19 protein-coding genes are annotated in these 19334 nt (G+C 49.7%); 9 read left to right on the top strand and 10 right to left on the bottom strand.

Annotated features, from left to right (window positions below; translation table 11 throughout):
- Positions 1-102 precede the first annotated feature (102 nt).
- The 4 genes from ACRRNK_RS18705 (at position 103) to ACRRNK_RS18690 (ending at position 3930) form a co-directional block, all read left to right on the top strand.
- A complete protein-coding gene (locus ACRRNK_RS18705) occupies positions 103-738 on the top strand; it encodes an NAD(P)-dependent oxidoreductase (RefSeq protein ID WP_433944155.1) in 636 nt (211 codons plus the stop codon).
- 416 nt (positions 739-1154) lie between these two features.
- A complete protein-coding gene (locus tag ACRRNK_RS18700; RefSeq protein WP_433944154.1) occupies positions 1155-2135 on the top strand; it encodes a sensor domain-containing diguanylate cyclase in 981 nt (326 codons plus the stop codon).
- 498 nt (positions 2136-2633) lie between these two features.
- A complete protein-coding gene (locus tag ACRRNK_RS18695; protein WP_433944153.1) occupies positions 2634-3371 on the top strand; it encodes an MBL fold metallo-hydrolase in 738 nt (245 codons plus the stop codon).
- Entirely contained in the window at positions 3364-3930 is a 567-nt protein-coding gene (locus tag ACRRNK_RS18690) for a TetR-like C-terminal domain-containing protein (protein WP_433944152.1), read from the top strand. Before ACRRNK_RS18695 ends, ACRRNK_RS18690 begins: the two co-directional genes overlap by 8 nt.
- Positions 3931-4327: 397 nt before the next feature.
- On the opposite strand, the gene ACRRNK_RS18685 is transcribed toward ACRRNK_RS18690, so the two are convergent.
- Positions 4328-4891 (bottom strand): type II toxin-antitoxin system PemK/MazF family toxin, encoded by a 564-nt coding sequence (locus tag ACRRNK_RS18685; protein WP_433944151.1) that lies wholly within the window; start codon positions 4889-4891, stop codon positions 4328-4330.
- Between the two features lie 296 nt (positions 4892-5187).
- On the opposite strand from ACRRNK_RS18685, the gene ACRRNK_RS18680 reads away from it, so the two are divergent.
- On the top strand, positions 5188-6561 hold the full coding sequence (locus ACRRNK_RS18680) for an amino acid permease (protein ID WP_433944150.1): 1374 nt from the start codon (positions 5188-5190) through the stop codon (positions 6559-6561).
- 11 nt (positions 6562-6572) lie between these two features.
- Here the strand turns inward: ACRRNK_RS18680 and ACRRNK_RS18675 are convergent, their stop codons facing one another.
- Positions 6573-7199 (bottom strand): LysE family transporter, encoded by a 627-nt coding sequence (locus ACRRNK_RS18675; protein ID WP_433944149.1) that lies wholly within the window; start codon positions 7197-7199, stop codon positions 6573-6575.
- A 256-nt stretch (positions 7200-7455) separates the two neighbouring features.
- On the opposite strand from ACRRNK_RS18675, the gene def reads away from it, so the two are divergent.
- Entirely contained in the window at positions 7456-8037 is a 582-nt protein-coding gene (gene def, locus ACRRNK_RS18670) for a peptide deformylase (protein ID WP_433944148.1), read from the top strand.
- An 87-nt stretch (positions 8038-8124) separates the two neighbouring features.
- Here def and ACRRNK_RS18665 read toward each other — a convergent pair whose 3' ends face one another.
- From ACRRNK_RS18665 to ACRRNK_RS18630, 8 genes are all read right to left on the bottom strand, one after another.
- Entirely contained in the window at positions 8125-9024 is a 900-nt protein-coding gene (locus ACRRNK_RS18665) for an NAD(P)/FAD-dependent oxidoreductase (RefSeq protein ID WP_433944147.1), read from the bottom strand.
- 138 nt (positions 9025-9162) lie between these two features.
- The gene (locus ACRRNK_RS18660) at positions 9163-9768 is read right to left on the bottom strand and encodes a response regulator transcription factor (RefSeq protein WP_433946947.1); all 606 of its coding nucleotides are present in this window, start codon (positions 9766-9768) and stop codon (positions 9163-9165) included.
- Positions 9762-10907 (bottom strand): sensor histidine kinase, encoded by a 1146-nt coding sequence (locus ACRRNK_RS18655; RefSeq protein WP_433944146.1) that lies wholly within the window; start codon positions 10905-10907, stop codon positions 9762-9764. The genes ACRRNK_RS18660 and ACRRNK_RS18655 overlap by 7 nt, the downstream gene beginning before the upstream one ends.
- Positions 10908-11648, bottom strand: a complete 741-nt coding sequence (locus tag ACRRNK_RS18650; protein WP_433944145.1) for an ABC transporter permease — start codon at positions 11646-11648, stop codon at positions 10908-10910.
- Complete coding sequence (locus tag ACRRNK_RS18645) at positions 11648-12541, bottom strand: ABC transporter ATP-binding protein (protein WP_433944144.1); 894 nt, start codon at positions 12539-12541, stop codon at positions 11648-11650. The genes ACRRNK_RS18650 and ACRRNK_RS18645 overlap by 1 nt, the downstream gene beginning before the upstream one ends.
- A gap of 194 nt (positions 12542-12735) precedes the next feature.
- Positions 12736-13866, bottom strand: coding sequence for a PAS domain-containing sensor histidine kinase (locus ACRRNK_RS18640; RefSeq protein ID WP_433944143.1), 1131 nt, complete (start codon positions 13864-13866; stop codon positions 12736-12738).
- Positions 13859-14512, bottom strand: coding sequence for a response regulator transcription factor (locus tag ACRRNK_RS18635; RefSeq protein WP_433944142.1), 654 nt, complete (start codon positions 14510-14512; stop codon positions 13859-13861). The genes ACRRNK_RS18640 and ACRRNK_RS18635 overlap by 8 nt, the downstream gene beginning before the upstream one ends.
- A gap of 68 nt (positions 14513-14580) precedes the next feature.
- Positions 14581-15042, bottom strand: coding sequence for a GAF domain-containing protein (locus tag ACRRNK_RS18630; RefSeq protein WP_433944141.1), 462 nt, complete (start codon positions 15040-15042; stop codon positions 14581-14583).
- A gap of 465 nt (positions 15043-15507) precedes the next feature.
- Between ACRRNK_RS18630 and ACRRNK_RS18625 the strand changes: the two genes are divergently transcribed.
- Genes ACRRNK_RS18625 through ACRRNK_RS18615 form a run of 3 tightly spaced genes read left to right on the top strand, consistent with a single transcriptional unit; the run spans position 15508 to position 19320 of the window.
- A complete protein-coding gene (locus ACRRNK_RS18625) occupies positions 15508-16548 on the top strand; it encodes a hypothetical protein (RefSeq protein WP_433944140.1) in 1041 nt (346 codons plus the stop codon).
- The gene (locus ACRRNK_RS18620) at positions 16535-18757 is read left to right on the top strand and encodes a molybdopterin oxidoreductase family protein (protein WP_433944139.1); all 2223 of its coding nucleotides are present in this window, start codon (positions 16535-16537) and stop codon (positions 18755-18757) included. Before ACRRNK_RS18625 ends, ACRRNK_RS18620 begins: the two co-directional genes overlap by 14 nt.
- Entirely contained in the window at positions 18757-19320 is a 564-nt protein-coding gene (locus tag ACRRNK_RS18615; RefSeq protein ID WP_251378754.1) for a 4Fe-4S dicluster domain-containing protein, read from the top strand. The genes ACRRNK_RS18620 and ACRRNK_RS18615 overlap by 1 nt, the downstream gene beginning before the upstream one ends.
- Positions 19321-19334: the final 14 nt, after the last annotated feature.

Here is a 19334-nt window from a genome sequence, read left to right as displayed (position 1 = left end):
TCAAACAGCTAAGGATGCAGGCAGTGTTGACTTTTGTATAAGATGTAACTATTATTGTTACAAGTGGTTTGATTGAAGTAAATTTATGAGGAGGAATATACATTGGCTAAGATTGGTGTAATTGGAGCAAGCGGTAAAGCAGGCAGCCGGATTCTCAAGGAGGCGGCAGATCGTGGCCATGAAGTAACTGCGATTGTTAGGGATTCATCCAAGCTGGATCAGCACGGTGGAGCTGTGTTGGAGAAGGATATTTTTGAACTGAGTAGGGAGGACCTTAGTCCATTTGATGTCGTTGTTAATGCCTTTGGGGCATCTATGGGAGAAGAGCATCTTCATGTGGAAGCCGGCAACGTTCTTATAGAAGCATTGAAAGGCACGGATATTCGCTTGATAGTTGTAGGGGGAGCAGGCAGCTTGTATGTGGATGAAGCTCAGACAATCAAGGTTGTAGATACACCGGACTTCCCTGATTTCGTTAAACCCACAGCCCTTAACCAAGCTAAGAATCTCGGCATTCTTCAAGGAACTGAGGCGCTGAAATGGACCTTCATCAGCCCGTCTGCGGACTTTGCTATCGGATCAAGATCAGGTTCTTATCAGAAAGGGAAGGATAACCTTCTTGTTAACTCCGCTGGCCGCAGCTACGTCTCCTATGAGGACTATGCCGTTGCCGTAGTGGACGAAATTGAGAATCCACAGCATATTAAAGAGCGATTTACTGTGGTATCCGATCTGTAGTTCTCTTAAGCCACAGCCAATCGAGGGGCTCTCCCGCCTGCGTCAGATCGCATCGGGAGAGCCTCTTTTTGTTGTGTTTGTATTCTAAAATGATGAAAAGTTAAAAAAATTAATATTTTTCCTATTTTTGCGATAAAAGGACAAGGGTTTATAGGATTATAGGTCGAATATAGTATTAGAACCATAAATTAGTTCAAAAGTTTTATAAAATAAGCCGAAAAGTAATGCCTAACGAACGACGTTTAGTCCTCTGAAAGACCTATTTCATTCTCCTCGTTGAACAAGTTTGAATATTATAACCCGCCGAGTTCATGCAGATCAGTTACTTCAACGTTGGAACCGCAGAAGATGTCTTATGAGATGACCTTTATTCTCTGACACGGTCATATGCGAATTGTTCTTTGAGAAAGTGAAAAGTGAAATCGATTGCAGAAGGTGAAGAAATGTGGTGGATCTCTTTTTTATCAGGTATGTTCATTAGTGTCCTGCTGATGATTATCGGGATGCGGATTCGGGCAGGAAGAAGCTTGGCCCATTCTGCTTGTGATAAAAGAACGGTTGAACTTGTTGAAGGCACCCGGGATATTGTGTACTATTTGGAGCTTGAGCCTGTACGAAGATACAGATATGTATATGCCCCGCTGGACCGCTTGATGGAGCCGGAGCATCTAATTTCAAATATGGATACCCCGGAGCTGGTGTTTCTCAGGATACATCCTGAGGATTTGAATCAGTTCTATCAGAAGATGAATGGGGAATTGGATTTTGAACAGCCCATTCTGTATAGAATCAGGGACTGCCATGGGCAGTATGTGTGGTATGAGGAGCTTGCAACCCCGATCTATGACCAGGGGAAGCTTTCGGCTATTCAGGGAATTGTCAGACCTGCTCAAGACAGGCTTGACTATCAGCAGCATCTGGAATATCGGATTGCCCACGACTCCATGACCGGACTCTTCAACCGGGAGCACTTTGAAATTCTGGTCTCCCATTATGATGTTAAGGTAGATATCCAGGCGGCAATCATCGTCTGTGACATGGATAACCTGAAATATGTTAACGATAATTTTGGTCATATCATGGGTGACTTATATATCAAGGAGGCTGCAGGCCTGCTCAATGAATTCATATCAGAAGATGTTATGGTCTGCCGGGTGGGCGGGGATGAGTTCGCCATATTAGTTGTTGGCAGGACGCTCTATGAAGTGAACAAGCTGGTTCAGGATCTGAAGCAGAGAGTGGTTCTTTTTCGGAGGGAGCGTCCGGATCTGAATATGGACATCTCCCTAGGATATGCCTACAGTGAGCATTCCCTTCAGCAGATGGATTATCTGTTCCTTGAGGCGGACCGGGAAATGTACCGCTCCAAGAATGCCAAGAGACTCGCGAGAACCTAATGGGTACTGCGAGTTTTTTTTGGTATCTGGATAAGATGAACTTAAATCATAAGTTAGACTCAAATAGACAGGGAGATGAGTGTATATATAAGACGCAGTTAAAAATTGACTTGAGGGTAAGGCGTAACGGAGGGGAAGCTTGGAACTGTAGGAGCGAAAGCGATCGCCTAAAAGCTTTCTGAAAGAAAGCTACATCGGAAGCATATACTTTGGCTTTCTGAAAGAAAGCTACATCGGAAGCCTTATACTTTGGCTTTCTGAAAGAAAGCTACATCGGAAGCATATACTTTGGCTTTCTGAAAGAAAGCTACGTCGGAAGCATATGCGGGCAGCGACCGAAAGTCCAAGCATTTCCCGTAGTTACGACTGTACCCACAAATGTGAACATTTTAACTGGGCTTATATAGAATAAAAAATATTGAACGAGACTATTGAAAAACTAATACCATTAGTTATAATAAAACTAACGATATTAGCTTTTGTGAATGGAGTGATATTATGCGTACAAAGCGCAATCAATATTTATATCAATTAACGTTCCTGCCCCGAATGTTCCCGGTGAATTGTTATCTTGTTGAAGAGGAGGAGAGCCTTACCTTAATTGATGCGGCGCTTCCCTATAGTGCGAAGGGGATACTGGAAGCCGCACAGCGGATCGGTAAGCCTATAACCCGAATTGTGCTCACCCATGCGCATGACGACCATGTCGGAGCGCTGGATAAGCTGAAGGAGGCTCTCCCAGAGGCCAAGGTTCTCATCTCTAACCGGGATGCGCGGCTCCTCGCGGGGGACCGCAGCCTTGATCCGGGTGAAAGCAAGGAGAAAATACGCGGTAGTGTACCCTCCAAGCTGAAGACGCGTCCGGATATGCTGCTGAACGAAGGAGATACGGTCGGCTCCCTGCGCGTCATCGCTTCGCCGGGCCATACGCCCGGCTCCATCGCGCTGCTGGATTCGCGCAGCGGCGCGCTTATCGCCGGCGATGCCCTCCAGGTGCGCGGCGGCATGGCCGTCAGCGGGCAGATTCGCCCGCTGTTCCCTTTCCCCGCCTGGGGCACCTGGAGCAGCAGCACCTCGCTCGGGTCCGCGCAGAAGCTGCGGGACCTGGCACCGTCGCTGCTGGCCGTGGGCCACGGCGAGATGATTGAAAGCCCGGTCCCAGCTATGGACCGGGCCATCCGGGACGCCGCCCGGAAGCTTCCGGGCGGCCAGGAAGGGGGCGGCCGTCATGCCTAGGGCCGGCCTGGATGCAGCGGCCGTCACACAGGCGGCCGCAGAGATTGCCGATCGTCACGGGCTGGAGGCCGTGACGCTGGCGTCTGTGGCTCAGAAGCTGGGCATTCGCTCGCCATCGCTGTACAATCACGTGGACGGCCTGCCAGGGCTGCGGAACAGACTGGCCGTCTACTCTTTAAGGCTGCTTCAGTCCAAGCTGGAAGCTGCAGCTGGAGACCTGACCGGGGATGCAGCACTGCTTGCCTACAGCCGGGCCTATGTTGATTTTGCCCACCTGCACCCGGGCCTGTATGAGAGCACATTACGTGCGCCTGATCCGCAGGATATGGAGCTGCAGAAGGCCGGCCATGAGATGGTGGAATTAATTGTGGGACTGTTGAATGGAAGGGGATTGGATGAGGAGGAGCAGACACATGCGGTGAGAGGGCTGCGAAGCATCCTGCACGGCTTCTGCTCGCTGGAGCAGAAGGGGGCCTTTGGTCTGCCAACATCGCTTGAGGACAGCCTGCGTTATATTTTACACGCCTATTTGCAAGGACTTCCTACGAAACCTGATTAAATCTCCACCCAGCGGGTAAAAAGATTGCAACAGCATCTACGTGAAATATATTAGTTTGGACCTTGAACAAAAATAACCCCCGGCCGGAGCCCGGACGGGGTGAATTTGCCCACGACAGGGTGGGCGACATATTATTATCCTATCTATGGGTTCGAAATTTATGCCAGTTATATGTAATGATCATTGCTTGAATTATGTTCAGATAGTAGGTCTATTTAATCATGCAAAAGGGAAAGAGGAGCGCGTAAGGCTCCTCTTTCAGACTCAAGACACGTGAAACGTGTGAATTTATCCACGACGAGGTGGATGACATAATTTACTGTGGTCACAACTCAATCACTGCACTTATAGTAACCTAATACGTAAGTTATTGTCAATACAATTTTCACGTTTTTTTTTAAAGTCCGAGCGTCCATTTCATACGAGTCTCCAACCGATTAATGTCTTCTTCGTCCAAATTTCCAAGATGTTCTTTAAGTCTAACCTTACTGACCGAAGTCGTTTCTTCCGTCTTGGCGGCCGAGTCAAAGGCAAGAAAGTCATATTTACTGGTGAATAAGAAGTAATGACTTTGAAATCTGGGCACCGGCTTGCCATCGCGGGTAAGGACAGGCTGCTTGGTTTTGAAGTTTGTTTTGGCTTTCAGATTTTTGGTCAATGGTACGACAATTACATTGCCGGAAGTCGAATTAACAGTGTTATTGGAAATGATGACTACAGGACGTTCCTCATTCTGCTCACATCCTACATTTTCCCCGAAATGACAGAAATGAATCGCTCCCCGAACCATTTTGCGGCTCAGCTGTTTCTTCTCATTCTCTATCCAATGATGGGCCATCTTCACTTTGATTGGCATCCAGGCCAAGATTAGCTGTTCCTTTAGCGCCTTCTCAGCGAGGATCCGGTTCTCTGCAGACTTAGATATGACATGGGTAGCTTTGTTCTCCCGTTCTGTGTTCATTTAATCCTCTCCTGGTACGATCTAGTTAATGACTGAATATTTGAGCTTTTCTATATGATTTACACTTCTTTATGGGGCTATTAAACAAGAAATCTGTAAATTCCTTCTTTTCTTATCATAAAACGGTTAACGCATAGACAAAATAGGAGGAAAGTACACGGACGATGGGGGGGCTTTCGCCTCACCTTCTGTACTTAGCTTGGTCCGGAAATAGCCCTGATCTGTACATAAAAATACCCAAGTTACACAACACTACAGATTACGAAAGATTAAATAAAACGAACTGAGAGGTAATTATGACTAAACAAAGTTCGAATGAAGAAGCCACTCTAAAGTGGTGGCAGCTCTCTTTGCTCGGCGTGGCCTGCACGATAGGGACCGGTTATTTTCTGGGATCAAGTCTGGCGCTGCATATGGGAGGGCCCTCGGTTCTCATCGTGTTCGTCCTGGCCGCTATTGGAACGTTCACGGTATATGATGTGCTTGCCAAGATGACGGCGGAACAACCCGAGAAGGGCTCCTTCCGTTCTTATGCCAAAAAGGCGTTTGGAAGGTGGGCCGGGTTCAGCAGCGGCTGGGTCTACTGGGGTTCAGAACTGCTCATCATGGGCAGTCAGCTTACGGCGCTCTCCATTTTCACAAGATTCTGGTTCCCAGCCGTCCCAATGTGGGTCTTCGCCTCAGTCTATGCGGTACTCGGACTCATTGTTATCATGCTTGGCAATAAAGGCTTTGATTCACTCGAGAATACGCTGTCGGTCATTAAGATCGCGGCAATTGTCATGTTCATCGTGATAGCGGTCATAGCTTTGATGGGCTGGATCAAGGGAACAGGCAGAGCTCCAGTCTTCCCGCATACGATGCAGAGCTTTCTTCCACACGGCTTCAGAGGTCTTTGGTCGGCATTTATATTTGCGTTCTATGCCTACGGCGGTATCGAGGTGCTTGGTCTGATGGCTGTTCGGCTGAAAAATCTGGAGGATGCCCCGAAGGCAGGGAGAGTCATGCTTCTGCTGCTCACTACTCTCTACATTCTGTCGCTCGGGCTCGCAGTCACAATCGTCTCCTGGGAAGCATTCACACCCAAGAAAAGTCCATTCATTACGGCACTGGCTAATTATCCGCTACCCTTCATCCCACACCTGTTCAATGCGGTGCTGATTATTGCGGGCTTCTCCACAATGGTCGCTTCACTATTCGCGGTCACAACCATGCTGGTCACACTCGCTGAAGACAAGGATGCGCCGCCCCTGTTCGCGAGGAAAGTAAAAGAGAAGCACCCGCTGTATGCCATCTCTCTAACAGCGGCAGGTCTGGTTGCTTCAATTATACTGGCTCTGGTCATGCCGGGCAAAATCTATGAATACGTAACAACAGCAGCAGGGCTGCTGCTGCTGTACAATTGGTTATTCATCCTTATCACATCCGGTAACCTGTTGAAATTAACAGCATTCGGACAGATCAAACGGTTCTTAGGCATGGCTCTAATCGGGCTTGCTGTATGTGGAACCCTGCTGCATGAGACGAGCCGCCCCGGGTTCTGGGGCAGTCTTATCTTTGTGGGGGTAATCGGCTGCGTAACGCTGATCATGCAGGCTGCTGTCTGGAAGAAGCAGAAGCGGTATTCTCGCAGAGTCATGTTGAAGAGAAAGCGCGGCGGAGCCCACTAAATTCCGGGGTGTCACCGGAAGAATAGAACCTTGGCCGCTTCGAACCCGAAGTAAAGACCAAATCCGATCAGGGATAGACCGGAGATGATCGAGATCGCCTTTAGAAGCGGAACGGTCAGCCATCTGCGGAATGCGCTGGCCAGCGAAGCCATAGTGATATCCCACATAAGGACACCGGATAAGACAGCCGCGCTGAATATGATGAGTTCCTTAGGTGCGTAGGTGGCAGCCGTCTCTGCAAGAATAGAGCCATAAATGCCCAGCCAGAACAGGATGGAGATCGGATTCGAGAGGGACATGAAGAACCCGGCGGCAAAAGATTTGGATAAAGACTCAGCGCTTCGGGTTTCCTGAAGCGTTATTTTTTGCGCGGTAAGCAGGCTCTCAATCCCGATATACAGGAGGACGAAGAACCCGAAGAGCCAGAGAAAGGATTTCACGAACGGGGTATTCACGAAATGCACGACCCCGAAATAGACCAGTAGGATGTAGACGATATCAGCCATAACGGCTCCGAGACCGAGCAGCCAGGCGGGCCAGAAGCCTCCGCGAATCCCGCGGTCGAGCTGGGCCGCATTAATAGGCCCGATCGGTGCTGATAAAGACAGTCCCAATAACAAACAGCTGAAAATATCCATATGGTTATAATTCCTCCTGCCATGAACATGAACTTAAATGTGCTTGTACAGCTTATTCAAGACAAGAGAGAAATAGGACAAAGCCCGAATGAATATATTAAAGTATTCGTCCCACTGCTGCCGGCAAACCGCATATTTTGACATGGGCAGCTTGAAGTGATAGGTTTAAAATACTTTAGACGCGGCGTTAGATGCTGTTGGAATGATACGGCTGCCGCACAAAAACAGTAGGAAAAGGTGGATGAAGGTCGTTTCTATGAGTAAATTTACCCGCGATTATTTCATATTAATGGATGATATTGTACGTGAGGGTGATCCGATTCTTCGCGTGAAGACAGAACCGGTCAGTATACCTCCAAGTGAAGAGGACCGCGCTGAGATGGCGGCTATGATGCAGTTCCTGAAGAACAGTCAGGATGAGGAGATTGCGAAGAAATATAAGCTTCGGGCGGGAGTTGGCTTGTCGGCTAACCAGATTGGCCTGAACAAGCGTATGTTCGCCGCTTATTTAACGGACGAGAAGGGGCAAGCGAAGGAGTATGCCTTGTTCAACCCTAAAGTCATCAGTCATTCTGCAGCGATGACATATCTGCCTGAAAGCGAAGGCTGCTTGTCCGTGGATCGCATGATTCAGGGATTTGTTCCCCGCTATGAGAAGATCCAGCTCAAGGCCTATGATGAAGAGGGCAATGAATTGAAGCTTCGCTTTAAGGGCTTTCCTGCTATAGTCATGCAGCATGAGCTAGATCATCTCGACGGCATCATGTTCTATGATCGGATCAACCCGGACAATCCGTTCAAGCTGCCGGCCAATGTGCAAATCTCAAGTCTTTATTAAGTGATACGTCTGTAATAGCAACATGAGCAAAGGGGCTATCCAAGGCCAGATCTGTCGTGGATAGCCCCTTTTTCATGCCGGTTGAACTCAGAATTCCTCGTGCGCTAAATCTGTATTTACACCGATGGCCGCCCGGCTGCCTTCCCCGGCGGCAATGATGACCTGGGAGGGGGCGATGGCCGAGGTATCGCCAGCCGCATAAACGTGGGGGATACTCGTTCTGCCGAATTCATCGATAAGAATACCGCCGGAATGACTCTTGGCGCAGCCAAGTGCTTCCCCGAGTTCGGAGGACTGGAACCAATCAGGTGTAATGAATCCGCCCGTTAGAGTAGCCTCTTCATGATTGCTGAAAGTAATCCGCTCCAATTGTCCGCCATGGCCTGCCAAATTTATAATCGGATGCTCATTGAAGGAAATATTCTTCCTCTGTAGGTCTTCCTTGAATTCCAGAGAGAGAGCATACTTGCCATTCGTGCAGACTAGAAGCTGATGGCTCCAATTCCATAGGACCACCAGCAGATGACGGGCATGAACCTCATCATTCGAGATGATGGCAAGCGGCTGATCGCGCAGCTCCCAGCCATCACAGTAAGGGCAGCTGAATATGCTCCTGCCGTAGTATTCCTGAATTCCGGGAATATCCGGCAGCACTTCCTTGAGCCCTGTGGCGAGAAGCAGCTTTTTCGTGTGGTACACTGCCCCCGCAGCGGTGGTAACCTCCAGAAAATCCGTATGCCTGACGGCATCTGTGACCCGCTCGGTACGGAACTCTACCGATGAATATTTTTGGATGTCCTGATGGGCCAATCGCCTGAATTCAGCAGGAGTCGTTCCGTCTCTTGTAATGAATCCGTGCGATTCCCGCGTAACGGCATTTCTTGGGCGGTTATCATCAAGCAGAATAATCCTCCGCTTGGCTCTGCCTAAGACGAGGGCGGCGCTCAGCCCTGCAGGTCCACCGCCAATAATCATACAATCCAGCATGTCATCAGCATCCTTTCCGAAGAACAGATTCTTTCTTCCATATGTGGTTTCGGGGAAGAAGATGACAACAAGATGAAGCGGGGCTTTCCTGTCATAAGTACGATGATTTCGGAGCCAAACAGAAAGGGCCGGCAGGAATTACCCCAGCCAGCCCATCTTTTCAGCAATACTTATGGCATCGATCCGATTCTTGGCTTCGAGCTTTTGAATAATTTCAGATACATAATTTCGCACGGTCCCGTACGAGAGGAACAGCTCGGAGGCAATTTCCTTGACGGAGAGACCCCTGGCCAGGCGGCCGAGCACCTCCTGCTCACGGTCCGTAAGAGGGTTGGCAGTCTGCCAGAAACTCATGGACAGCTCGGGACTGATCGCTCTACCGCCTTCGTTAACCCGGCGAAGAGCCTCACCAAGCTCGCTCACCGGAGCATCCTTGAGTAAGTACCCATAGGCTCCAGCACGGATAGCCCTTTGGAAATAACCGGCTCTGGAGAAAGTGGTCAGGATGATCACCCGGCACGGATGCTTCAGTTCCTGAAGCTTCTCAGCCACATCAAGCCCCGTCATCTCCGGCATTTCTATATCCAGCAGGCATAGATCTGGAGATAGCTGCAGGATTAAATCGAGCGCCTTCGAGCCATTCTCGGCCTGTCCAATGACCTCAATATCGTCTTCAAGATCAAGCAGGGCGCTCAGTGCTCCGCGCAGCATACTTTGATCTTCCGCAATAATTACCTTCATGATACACCTCCTAGCTGTTGATTCCTCACGACTTTAGGCACCTTCACACTTAGGGTTGTTCCTTTACCCGGTACGGAGCTATAGGTTAAAGTACCTTGAATTAGCTCAAGCCTTTCCTTCATGCCGAGGAGACCGCGTCCCGAGGATACCCCTGCGGGTCTGTCTATCTCCGCCCCAGGTCCATTATCCGTAACCGATAGCGTTAGTTCATGTGTATCCTCACTGAGAAAGATGGAGCAAGCGTCTGCTTTGCTGTGCTTGACCACATTATTAATGGCTTCCCGAAGACATAGCCCCAGAATGTTCTGTACCAAGGGCGGAGCCTCCAACTGCTGAGGCTTGCCGGATACGGATAACCTTATCCCGGCTGCTGTCAGAATAGCTTCGGTGTTATTCAGCTCTTCCTGAATGGATAAGGCATTCATGCCGGAGACAAGCTCCCTTACCTGCTTAAGTGCAGCCCGTGAGGTAGCCTGGATATCCTTAACTTCCTGTATCGCCAGTTCAGGCTTCTTCGCGACGAGCTTCTCGGCGAGCTCGCTCTTGAGTGTAATAAGAGAGAGCGTGTGACCCAGGGTATCATGCAGGTCCCTGGCAATACGCTGGCGCTCTTCGTTTTTGCTCAGCCGGGCGATTTCTTCCTGGGCTACATTCAGCTCGGATTTCAGATTTCTCGTATTCTGGAACATCCGCAGGAAGAATGGGAAGACGAACAGGACAATTAATGGAGGCAGGATGTTCACCCATTCAGAAGCACCGGTATGACTGCCGCTGATCCAGAGCGTGATGGCCGAGGTGACAATCAGGACTCCCATTCCAGACCAGAACTGTCTGGAGGATGGAAGCATGCTGAGCATAGCGGTAGTGAAGAAATTCATGGTCAGGAACCCGGGACTACTGAACAAGATACAGAAATAACCTGTGAGGATCATGTTCAATATGGCGAAGGCCAGTCTGCCGCGTTCGTACCAGAAGCTTCTGAGATAGCTGGCGATGAACAGGGCTAATACAGCGTAGCCAATGAGCATATCCCTGGGCGGTTCATCAGCCAGGCTCACGGCCGGATAGATGAGATAGACCAGCCAGATCAGAGGGAAATAATTTAATCTTTTGGGAATAGATGATCCCCATGGGTTGGACATTTATACCGCTTCCTGTCGCTTTAGAATATAAGTTGATAATAGCATAAAGATCAGGGCGTAAGCAGCCAGGATGGCAATTCCGGTCCAGTCGGGCCCAACCCCGCCAAGCACGTTCCATGCTCCTTGACCGAAGCGGTAGGAGGGGAGGTACTGGGCAATATCCTGCATAATTTTTGGCATCGTAGTCAGCGGCATCCACAATCCTCCGAGGACGGAGAGGGCCATGTAGACAATATTGGCCGCAACCTGAACAACTTCAACGCTTTTGAAAGTGCCAAGGAGCGTGCCGAGAGCCATGAAAGGCAGTACACCGATCCAAATCCACAGACCGCAAGTGATCCATTCTCCAAGGCTAAGATCAATTCCCTTCGCGAAATGACCAATTAGAAACATCAGGACAATCGTTCCCAAATTAATTACAGATTGGGACAAAATTTTGGACAGCACATATGCACCATTTGGCAAAGGAGTGATTCGGATCAATCTTACCCAGCCCTGTGTTCTTTCCTGAGCGAATCTTACACTGAGTGTATTGATGCTGGCGCCAATGACCCCGAATGCGGTCATGGACATCAGATAGTAGGCTTTCCAGTCCACTCCGCCCACACGAATATCACCCATGGTGCTGGTGAAGATGAAGTAGAACATGACCGGCATGACGATGGAGAAAACAATGAACCTGCGGTTACGGATCGTACGAAGAACTTCGGCTTTGCACTGGGCAATCATGGATTTCATCATTATTTAGCATCTCCTTGAATTAAAGTTTGGAAGGCGTCTTCAAGACCCCCGGCTGTGATCTCGATATCACGAATATCGAGGTTGTGCTGGATGAGGGTGCGGATAAGCTGGTCGGTATCCGTGCTGGTTAATTTCACTTTGCGGCCGCTCCATACCGTGTCCACAATTCCGGAGAGTCCGTTCAAGGAATCCGGGACAAGCTGTTCTCCTGCTGTAAAAGTAATCATTTTGCGTCCTTGCGCGGATTTAATTTCGGCTGGAGTTCCATCAGCGATCAATTTCCCCTGGTTAATTACAACGATGCGGTCTGCGATGCTGTCCGCTTCATCCAGATAGTGTGTAGTAAGAATAATGGTACGCCCTTTGCCGGCCATGGCCCGGACACTTTCCCAGAACAGTTGTCTGGAGCCGACATCCATCCCTACTGTTGGTTCATCCAGATACAGGATTTTGGGATCCCCTGCCATCGCCAGGGCGAAGTCGAGGCGGCGCTTCTGCCCGCCGGACAAGGAGGTTGCAAATTTGTTCTGCTCTTTCTCAAGTCCTGACATCGCGAGCAATTCGGCTAGCGGAAGCGGGTTCGCATAGTAGCTGCGGAACAGATCCATCGTCTCGCGGACGGTAAGGCGGTCAATCACGCTGATGTCCTGCAGCATGGCACCGACGGATTGCCGTGCCTCAGGCTGATCGGGTGCGCCACCGAGAATACGAATTTGTCCGCGTGTCGGCTTCTGCAGCCCTAGCAGCATGGAGACGGTGGTTGTCTTGCCTGCCCCGTTGGGGCCGAGCAGGGCGGTGACGGTGCCCTCCTCAATATGTAGAGATAAATCCTTAACAGCATGTGTTCCTTTGTATTCCTTATCTACATGTTCCATAGTGATTACTGATGGCATCTTTGTTTCCTCCCGTGTGTGTTTTCATGCTTTTATGTTACCTGGATTTCCCATCAGTCAACATTCATGAATGTCACAATCTGGATATGACATTTGTCAGGTATTAAGCTGTGTACAAGGGAAGTGAATGGAGGGGACGCCAAAAAACCGGAAGCTGGCAGCTTCCGGTTGGATCGTGCAAAGGATAGGGGAGATTAATCTGCAGAATCCGGTGAATGTTTGGGGATACGAAGCTGGATTTCAGTGCCTCTGCCCGGTTCAGACTGGATAAGCAATGTGCCGCCCACACTGCGCGCCCGCTCCTCCATACTGAGCAGACCTACTCCGCCCCCTTCATGGCGGCTCTCAATGCCCATACCCTCATCACGAATAAGGACAAGCACTTCGTGGTCTTCATCAAGCAGGGATACGACCGCTTCGGATACATCTGCGTATTTGGCGATATTGGTTAGCGCTTCCTGAATGACGCGGTAAATGGTCGTTTCCTCGTTCACATCCAGTCTTCTTTTGAGCGTGCAATTAAAGGTGACAGACATGCCGTAATGTCTGGAATAATTATCGATATACGTGCGAAGAGCAGGTACAACCCCGAGATCATCGAGTACGGAGGGACGCATCTCCCAGGCCATTCCCCGGACATCCTCCATAATACTTGTCACATATTTGCGCAGCGATTCCAGTTCGTCTGGAGAATGACCGGCCGCAATAAGCTGGTCAAGCTGGATAACAAGAGAAAAGAGACTCTGTCCAATTCCGTCATGAAGCTCCCGGGAGAAGCGTTTCCTTTCATTCTCCTGAATGTTCATAACCTGAGTGACCATGAACTGCAAAGCCTCCTCAGAGTCCTTCTGCTTCGTAATCTCGTTACGTATAGCGAGAAATTGGTAGGGCCGTCCGTCATCCCCGAGGAAAGGCACTATAGTGGTATCCACCCAGTAGAAGGAACCGTCCTTGGCACGGTTCTTAATATCCCCGCGCCATACTTGTCCCCGGTTAATAGTCCGCCAGAGATCGCGTATAAATGTTTTATCATGATAGCCGCTATTAATGATGCGGTGATCTTGTCCAAGCAGTTCGCTGCGGGAATACTGCGAGATATCGCAGAATTTATCATTCACATAGATAATGACTCCCTGATTGTCCGTCATGGCTACAATGGAGGATTCATCGAGCGCGAATTTAAGATCCGACAGCATCTGAAGAGAATCCTTAAGCTCCGCCGCGAAGGCCGAATCATGGAGATGTTCGCCTAGCTGGTCGAGCAGATTATTCACACTCTTGCCCAAAATATCTCCTGAGTCACGATACGAGCGATCTTTATTCAAAATTCAGCATTCCTTTCTTCATGGCGTATTTCACCAGATCGGGCCTTGTTTTGAGACCTAGCTTCTCCATCAAATTACTCTTATGTGTCTCTACCGTCTTTACACTAATAATAAGGTGCTCGGCAATTTCTTTGTTGGAATAACCCTTGGCTACCCAGGATAGAATCTCCCGTTCCCGGTCGGAAAGGGTATCGAATGCGCCCTGGGATTCCCCGTTCTTCATCGCATCCAGGTATTCATTCATCAGACGCTTGGTTGCGGAAGGATAGAGATAAGCACTTCCTGTGGCCACGGATAGGATGGCGGTTACCAGCTCATCATGAGGCGCGCTTTTCAATATATAGCCCGATGCGCCCGATTGAATAGCGCGGAACAAATATTCTTCATCATCATGCATAGTCAGAATCAGCACCGATATATCAGGAAGTATCTTCTTCAGCTCCTGGGTTGCAGTGAGGCCGTCCATGCCCTGCGGCATGCTAAAGTCCATCAGGATGACATCAGGCTTCAGCTCTTGCGCTTTCTGAATGGCTTCGTGCCCATCGGCTGCATCTCCGATGACTTCCATTCCGTTCTTGCCGTTCAGGAGTGCCATGAGTCCGGAACGGACTACAATATGGTCATCTACTACCAGAATTCTAATCATTTAATGAGCCTACCCCCTCGTCTTTGTATCATATAAAAAAAAATGAACCCCAGCAATAAGCAAGGGGTTCACCGCGAAGAGATAGTGCCTGATTTCAGTCCGTAGATAACCGGACTTAAGATTTCAGCCTCCTGCTCAACCATCTCAATGATTTGAGATGAGTAGAGAGTAGGCTTACGACTGCCAATCATGAGCAGACCGAGAATTTCTCGTTCTCTAACAATCGGAATAACGGCAACGGCGTGCAAATTCTCAGCCAGCATAATTGGATTGTCAAACCGCAATTTGCGAATATCCTGGACGGATTCATCAAGAACGACCCGTCTGCCGAGTCTCGTGACTAGCCCTGGCAGTCCCTGTCCCGGCCGCAGAATGATCTGCTTGCTGCGGCTGCTCCTGTGGCCTGAGACAAATTGCCAGCGAAGTCCTGTGTCCGGGGTGTCCATGAGGAGCAGGCCGGAGAAATCGCTGCCTGTTCGTGCGCGCAGGGAGTCCAGCTCCTGCTCGATATGATCCTTTATTGTGATCATCGGCTGGCACCTCCTTAGGAATGTATAGGAACATTTCAGTAACGTCCTGCTTTTATCATTAAGTCTGATATTATTGTACCCTCTCCATACCCGTCTGTAAGTCAGGGAATACCCCTATTTATTAAGAGGTGGCCACTGAATCTCCGGGGTTGATATCTTTAAAGGTATATCATTTTATAAATATTAAATATGATATCTGTCATTTATAGCAGAATTAATATAACCCCCTTAAGGCGCAGGGTGAGAAGCATAGCTCACTAGCAGAATGAGCTTGACATTGCAGATCCTCAGGAAGGATGTCATTAATTAAGGGAATTGCCCCCTTAAATATCAGGTATTCCCCCGATAACGTGTTCCCGGTATTCAAGCTATGATGAATAAGAAAGAAGCATAGTGCGTGAATGAAGCGGCTGAATTGAGAACCTATAGGTTCCGAGGAACAGGCGCGAAAGGGGATATGAACAGATGGATCGGGCATTCGCTTCCAAATTTGCAAAATCGGTATTTCTGACCGTGTTAGGCCTATTGGTGCTGATCTATATCGGCTCACGATTTTTCACCCATGTGGATCTGGCCTTATACGGCTACATGGTAGGAACGTTGGTATTTATATGTGGATTTTTCTATCGATTCATTGCCTGGGGGGAAAGACCTCCAACAAAGATTATCATCAAGAAGGGGATCAAGCTGCTCTTTAGAAAGAGTACGCCGAAGACAGCGGCCAATCATTTGGTGACTTACAAATTCATCTGGAACCGGGGCTGGTACCGCTGGACTCAGCACGTGCTGCTGGGCTGGGGATGCATCATTTCCTGCTTGGTTACATTCCCGCTTGTATTCGGATGGATGTACTTCACCATGGCAGAGAACGGATATTACTGGGTGGTATTCTTCGGGATTGATGTGCTGCGCATCCAGGCGGATGGGCTGCTGGGTTACCTGTTCTATAACGCCTTAAATATCTCGGCTTTTATGGTCATTGGCGGGGTATGCATGGCCCTGTACCGCAGAGTCAAGAACATGCAGGCAAGAGCTGAACAGTCATTTGCTTATGACTTCCTGCCGCTCTATCTGCTGCTGTTCGTATGTATCACAGGTCTTGCGCTCACCTTCTCCAATATGTTCCTTCACGGGAAGGGGCATCCCATCATTACCTTGATTCATCAGTGGTCGGTTATTATGACTATGATCTATATACCGTTTGGCAAGCTCGCTCATATTCCATTCCGGCCGCTTAGTGTATTTGCGAGGAATTATCGTGAGCATTATGCGGAGCAAGAGACGAAGAAATGTGCTGTGTGCGGTACCGGATTTGTCTCCGCCGAGCAGTCGAGCGACGTAATTAATGTGCTTGGACAGAACGACATCAAATTCCAGACAGAAGAGGGATACCATCTTGCTGAGCTGTGCCTGCCCTGCCGCCGTAAATACCGGATGTCCCGGTTCACTGGCATTCAGACACACAAGATCCCTGTGAAGGAGGCCAACCAGAATGCCAAAGGATAAATTCTTTAAGGTTATAGAGAACAAGGTTCACCCGGGTGAGAAGCTGGTTCCCACACACTGTTCCTATTGCGGAATGCAGTGCGGGATGAACCTGCGCGTGGATACTTCTTCGAACACGATTATCGGGGTTGAACCGCGTTATGACTGGCCGGTAACTCTGGGGAAAATGTGTCCGAAAGGCGTAACCGCCTATCAGCAGACGAATCATCCAGACCGCATACTGAAGCCGCTTATCCGGGATAATCCGGCTCTGAAGGGAACCAAGGAAGGCTTCCGGGAGGCCAGCTGGGATGAAGCCTATGATCTGATTGCCCGCCGGTTCAAGGAAATGCAGGCGCAGTATGGGAAGGACAGCTTGTCCGTCTTCAGTGGGGTATCCATGACGAATGAGAAATGCTACCTTACCGGGAAGTTCGCCCGTGTGGCCCTGCAGACCAGATACATCGATTATAACGGCCGATTCTGTATGTCAAGCGCGGCGGCGGGATTCCTTCGTACCTTCGGCGTAGACCGGGGATCAACCCTTCCGTGGACGGATCTGCATGAGACGGATTGTCTCTTCATTGCAGGAAGCAATACAGCGGAATGCCATCCTACGTCCATGTTCAGAGTATGGGAAGTTCAAAGCCGCGGCGGTTACCTCATTGTAGCCGATCCGCGGGAGACTCCAATCGCCAGAAGAGCGGACATTCATCTGGATCTGCGCCCGGGTACGGATTTGGCGCTGGCCAACTGTATGGTGAACCTGCTCATTCAAGGTGGATATGCTGATGAGGATTTCATCAGGGAGCATACAGGCGGATTTGAAGAGATGGTAGAGGTCGTGAAGGAGTTCACACCTGAATATACAAGTGAGATTACAGGAATTGCGCCAGAGAAGCTGATTCGCGCAGCTGAGATCTACGGTAAAGCGCCAGAAGCGGTTGTCATGTTCGCGCGGGGAATCGAGCAGCAGCATAAGGGAGCCGACAATGTATCCGGTTATACCAATATGCCGCTGGTTACCGGCAAGATCGGACGTCCGAAGTCGGGAGTTGCCACCTTTACCGGTCAAGGCAACGGGCAAGGCGGCCGTGAGCACGGTCAGAAGTCGGATCTGCTGCCAGGTTATCGCAAGATCACGAACCCGAAGCATGTGGAAGAAGTATGTAAGGTATGGGGGATCACACCGGAGGAAATGCCACAGCCTGGTGTATCCGCTTATGAAATGTTCGAATTAATGGAGCAGAAGACGATTCGTGGACTGTACTTACTCTGCTCCAATCCGGCTGTATCGGCACCGAACCTGAATTATGTCCGGAAAGTGTTGAAGGAGCTTGACTTCATGGTCTGCTCGGATATGTACTTGTCCGAATCCGCTGAATTCGCAGATGTGGTTCTCCCATCCGTGACCTGGTCAGAGGATGAGGGAACGGTAACGAACCTTGAAGGCCGTATCATCAAAATCAATAAGGCGCAGGAGCCTCTGGGCGAGAGCAAGCCGGACTGGCAGATCGCCGTGGAGCTGGCTGAAAGGCTGGGACGTGGTAAATATTTCAGTCATCTGAAGACAGCCAGAGACGTAGCCGATGAATTCCGCTTAGCTTCCAAAGGCGGATATGCGGATTACTACGGAGCAACCTGGGACAAAATCGAGAAGCAAGATGGGGTCTTCTGGCCATGCAAGGATGAGAATGATCCAGGGACGCCGCATATGTTCCTCGATAAGAAATTTTATCATCCGGATGGCAAAGCCAAGCTGTGCGCCCTGCCATACCGTCCTCCAGCGGAGGAGCCGGATGAAGCCTATCCGCTTCGCTTGACTACAGGCCGGGTCGTATATCACTACTTATCCGGTAACCAGACCAGACGAATTCCTTTCCTCCTGGATATGTGTCCTGAACCTTACGTCGAAGTACATCCTGAGACGGCTGCAAAGTATGAAATTGAGCATGAAGAGAGAGTGCGGCTTAGAACCCGCCGCGGTGAGTGTATATATAAAGTGAAGATAACAGAAGCCATTCGTAAGGATACCGTGTTCGTACCGTATCATTTCGGTCATGAAGGCTCCGTGAACCTGCTCACAATTCCAGCGCTCGATCCCATGTCGCGGATGCCGGAGTTCAAGGTATGTGCGGCTGAGATAGATAAGCTCGGAGTTGAACGCCCGAATGGGCAGGCGGGAACAGTAGGCGGTAAGAAGGCAGAGAAGGAGGCCGTTCACCAATGATGAAACAGCTGCTCTATATTGAAATGGACAATTGTATCGGCTGCCGAAGCTGCCTCGCTGCCTGCACCCAGTGCGGCGGACATGACGAACGCAATCGGAACTATGTATATGATGTGAATCCGCTTGTGAATCGTCAGACCATTCCGCTAATGTGCCTGCATTGTGTGAATCCAGCTTGTGCGCGCAGCTGTCCGGCACAGGCGATTCAAGTAACTGAAGAGGGCGCAGTTCTCTCAGCACTTGTTGAGAAATGTATCGGGTGTCAGAACTGTACGATTGCTTGTCCTTACGGGATTCCTAAATTTGACGAAGAACAGAACCTGATGTACAAGTGCGATCTGTGCTATGACCGTACCAAAGAGGGAATTCCTCCGATGTGTGCGTCGGTCTGCCCGACCAATACACTCCAATGGATTACAGAAGAGGAGTTCGCTGCGAAGCAGGAAAAGCACCGGCTGGGTAAATGGATGTCCTCCCGGCTGCCGGAGAACCCGCTCGAAGGGGAGACCCACGTGAAGATCAACCTACCGGGCATTTTACAAGGCACAGAGAAGTTATTCTGATCAAGAATGTACCG

Source organism: Paenibacillus sp. SN-8-1 (assembly GCF_050995535.1).
Classification (GTDB): domain Bacteria; phylum Bacillota; class Bacilli; order Paenibacillales; family Paenibacillaceae; genus Fontibacillus.
The sequence above is the reverse complement of the archived record's forward strand: the minus strand, read 5'-3'. Positions and strand labels throughout refer to the sequence as shown.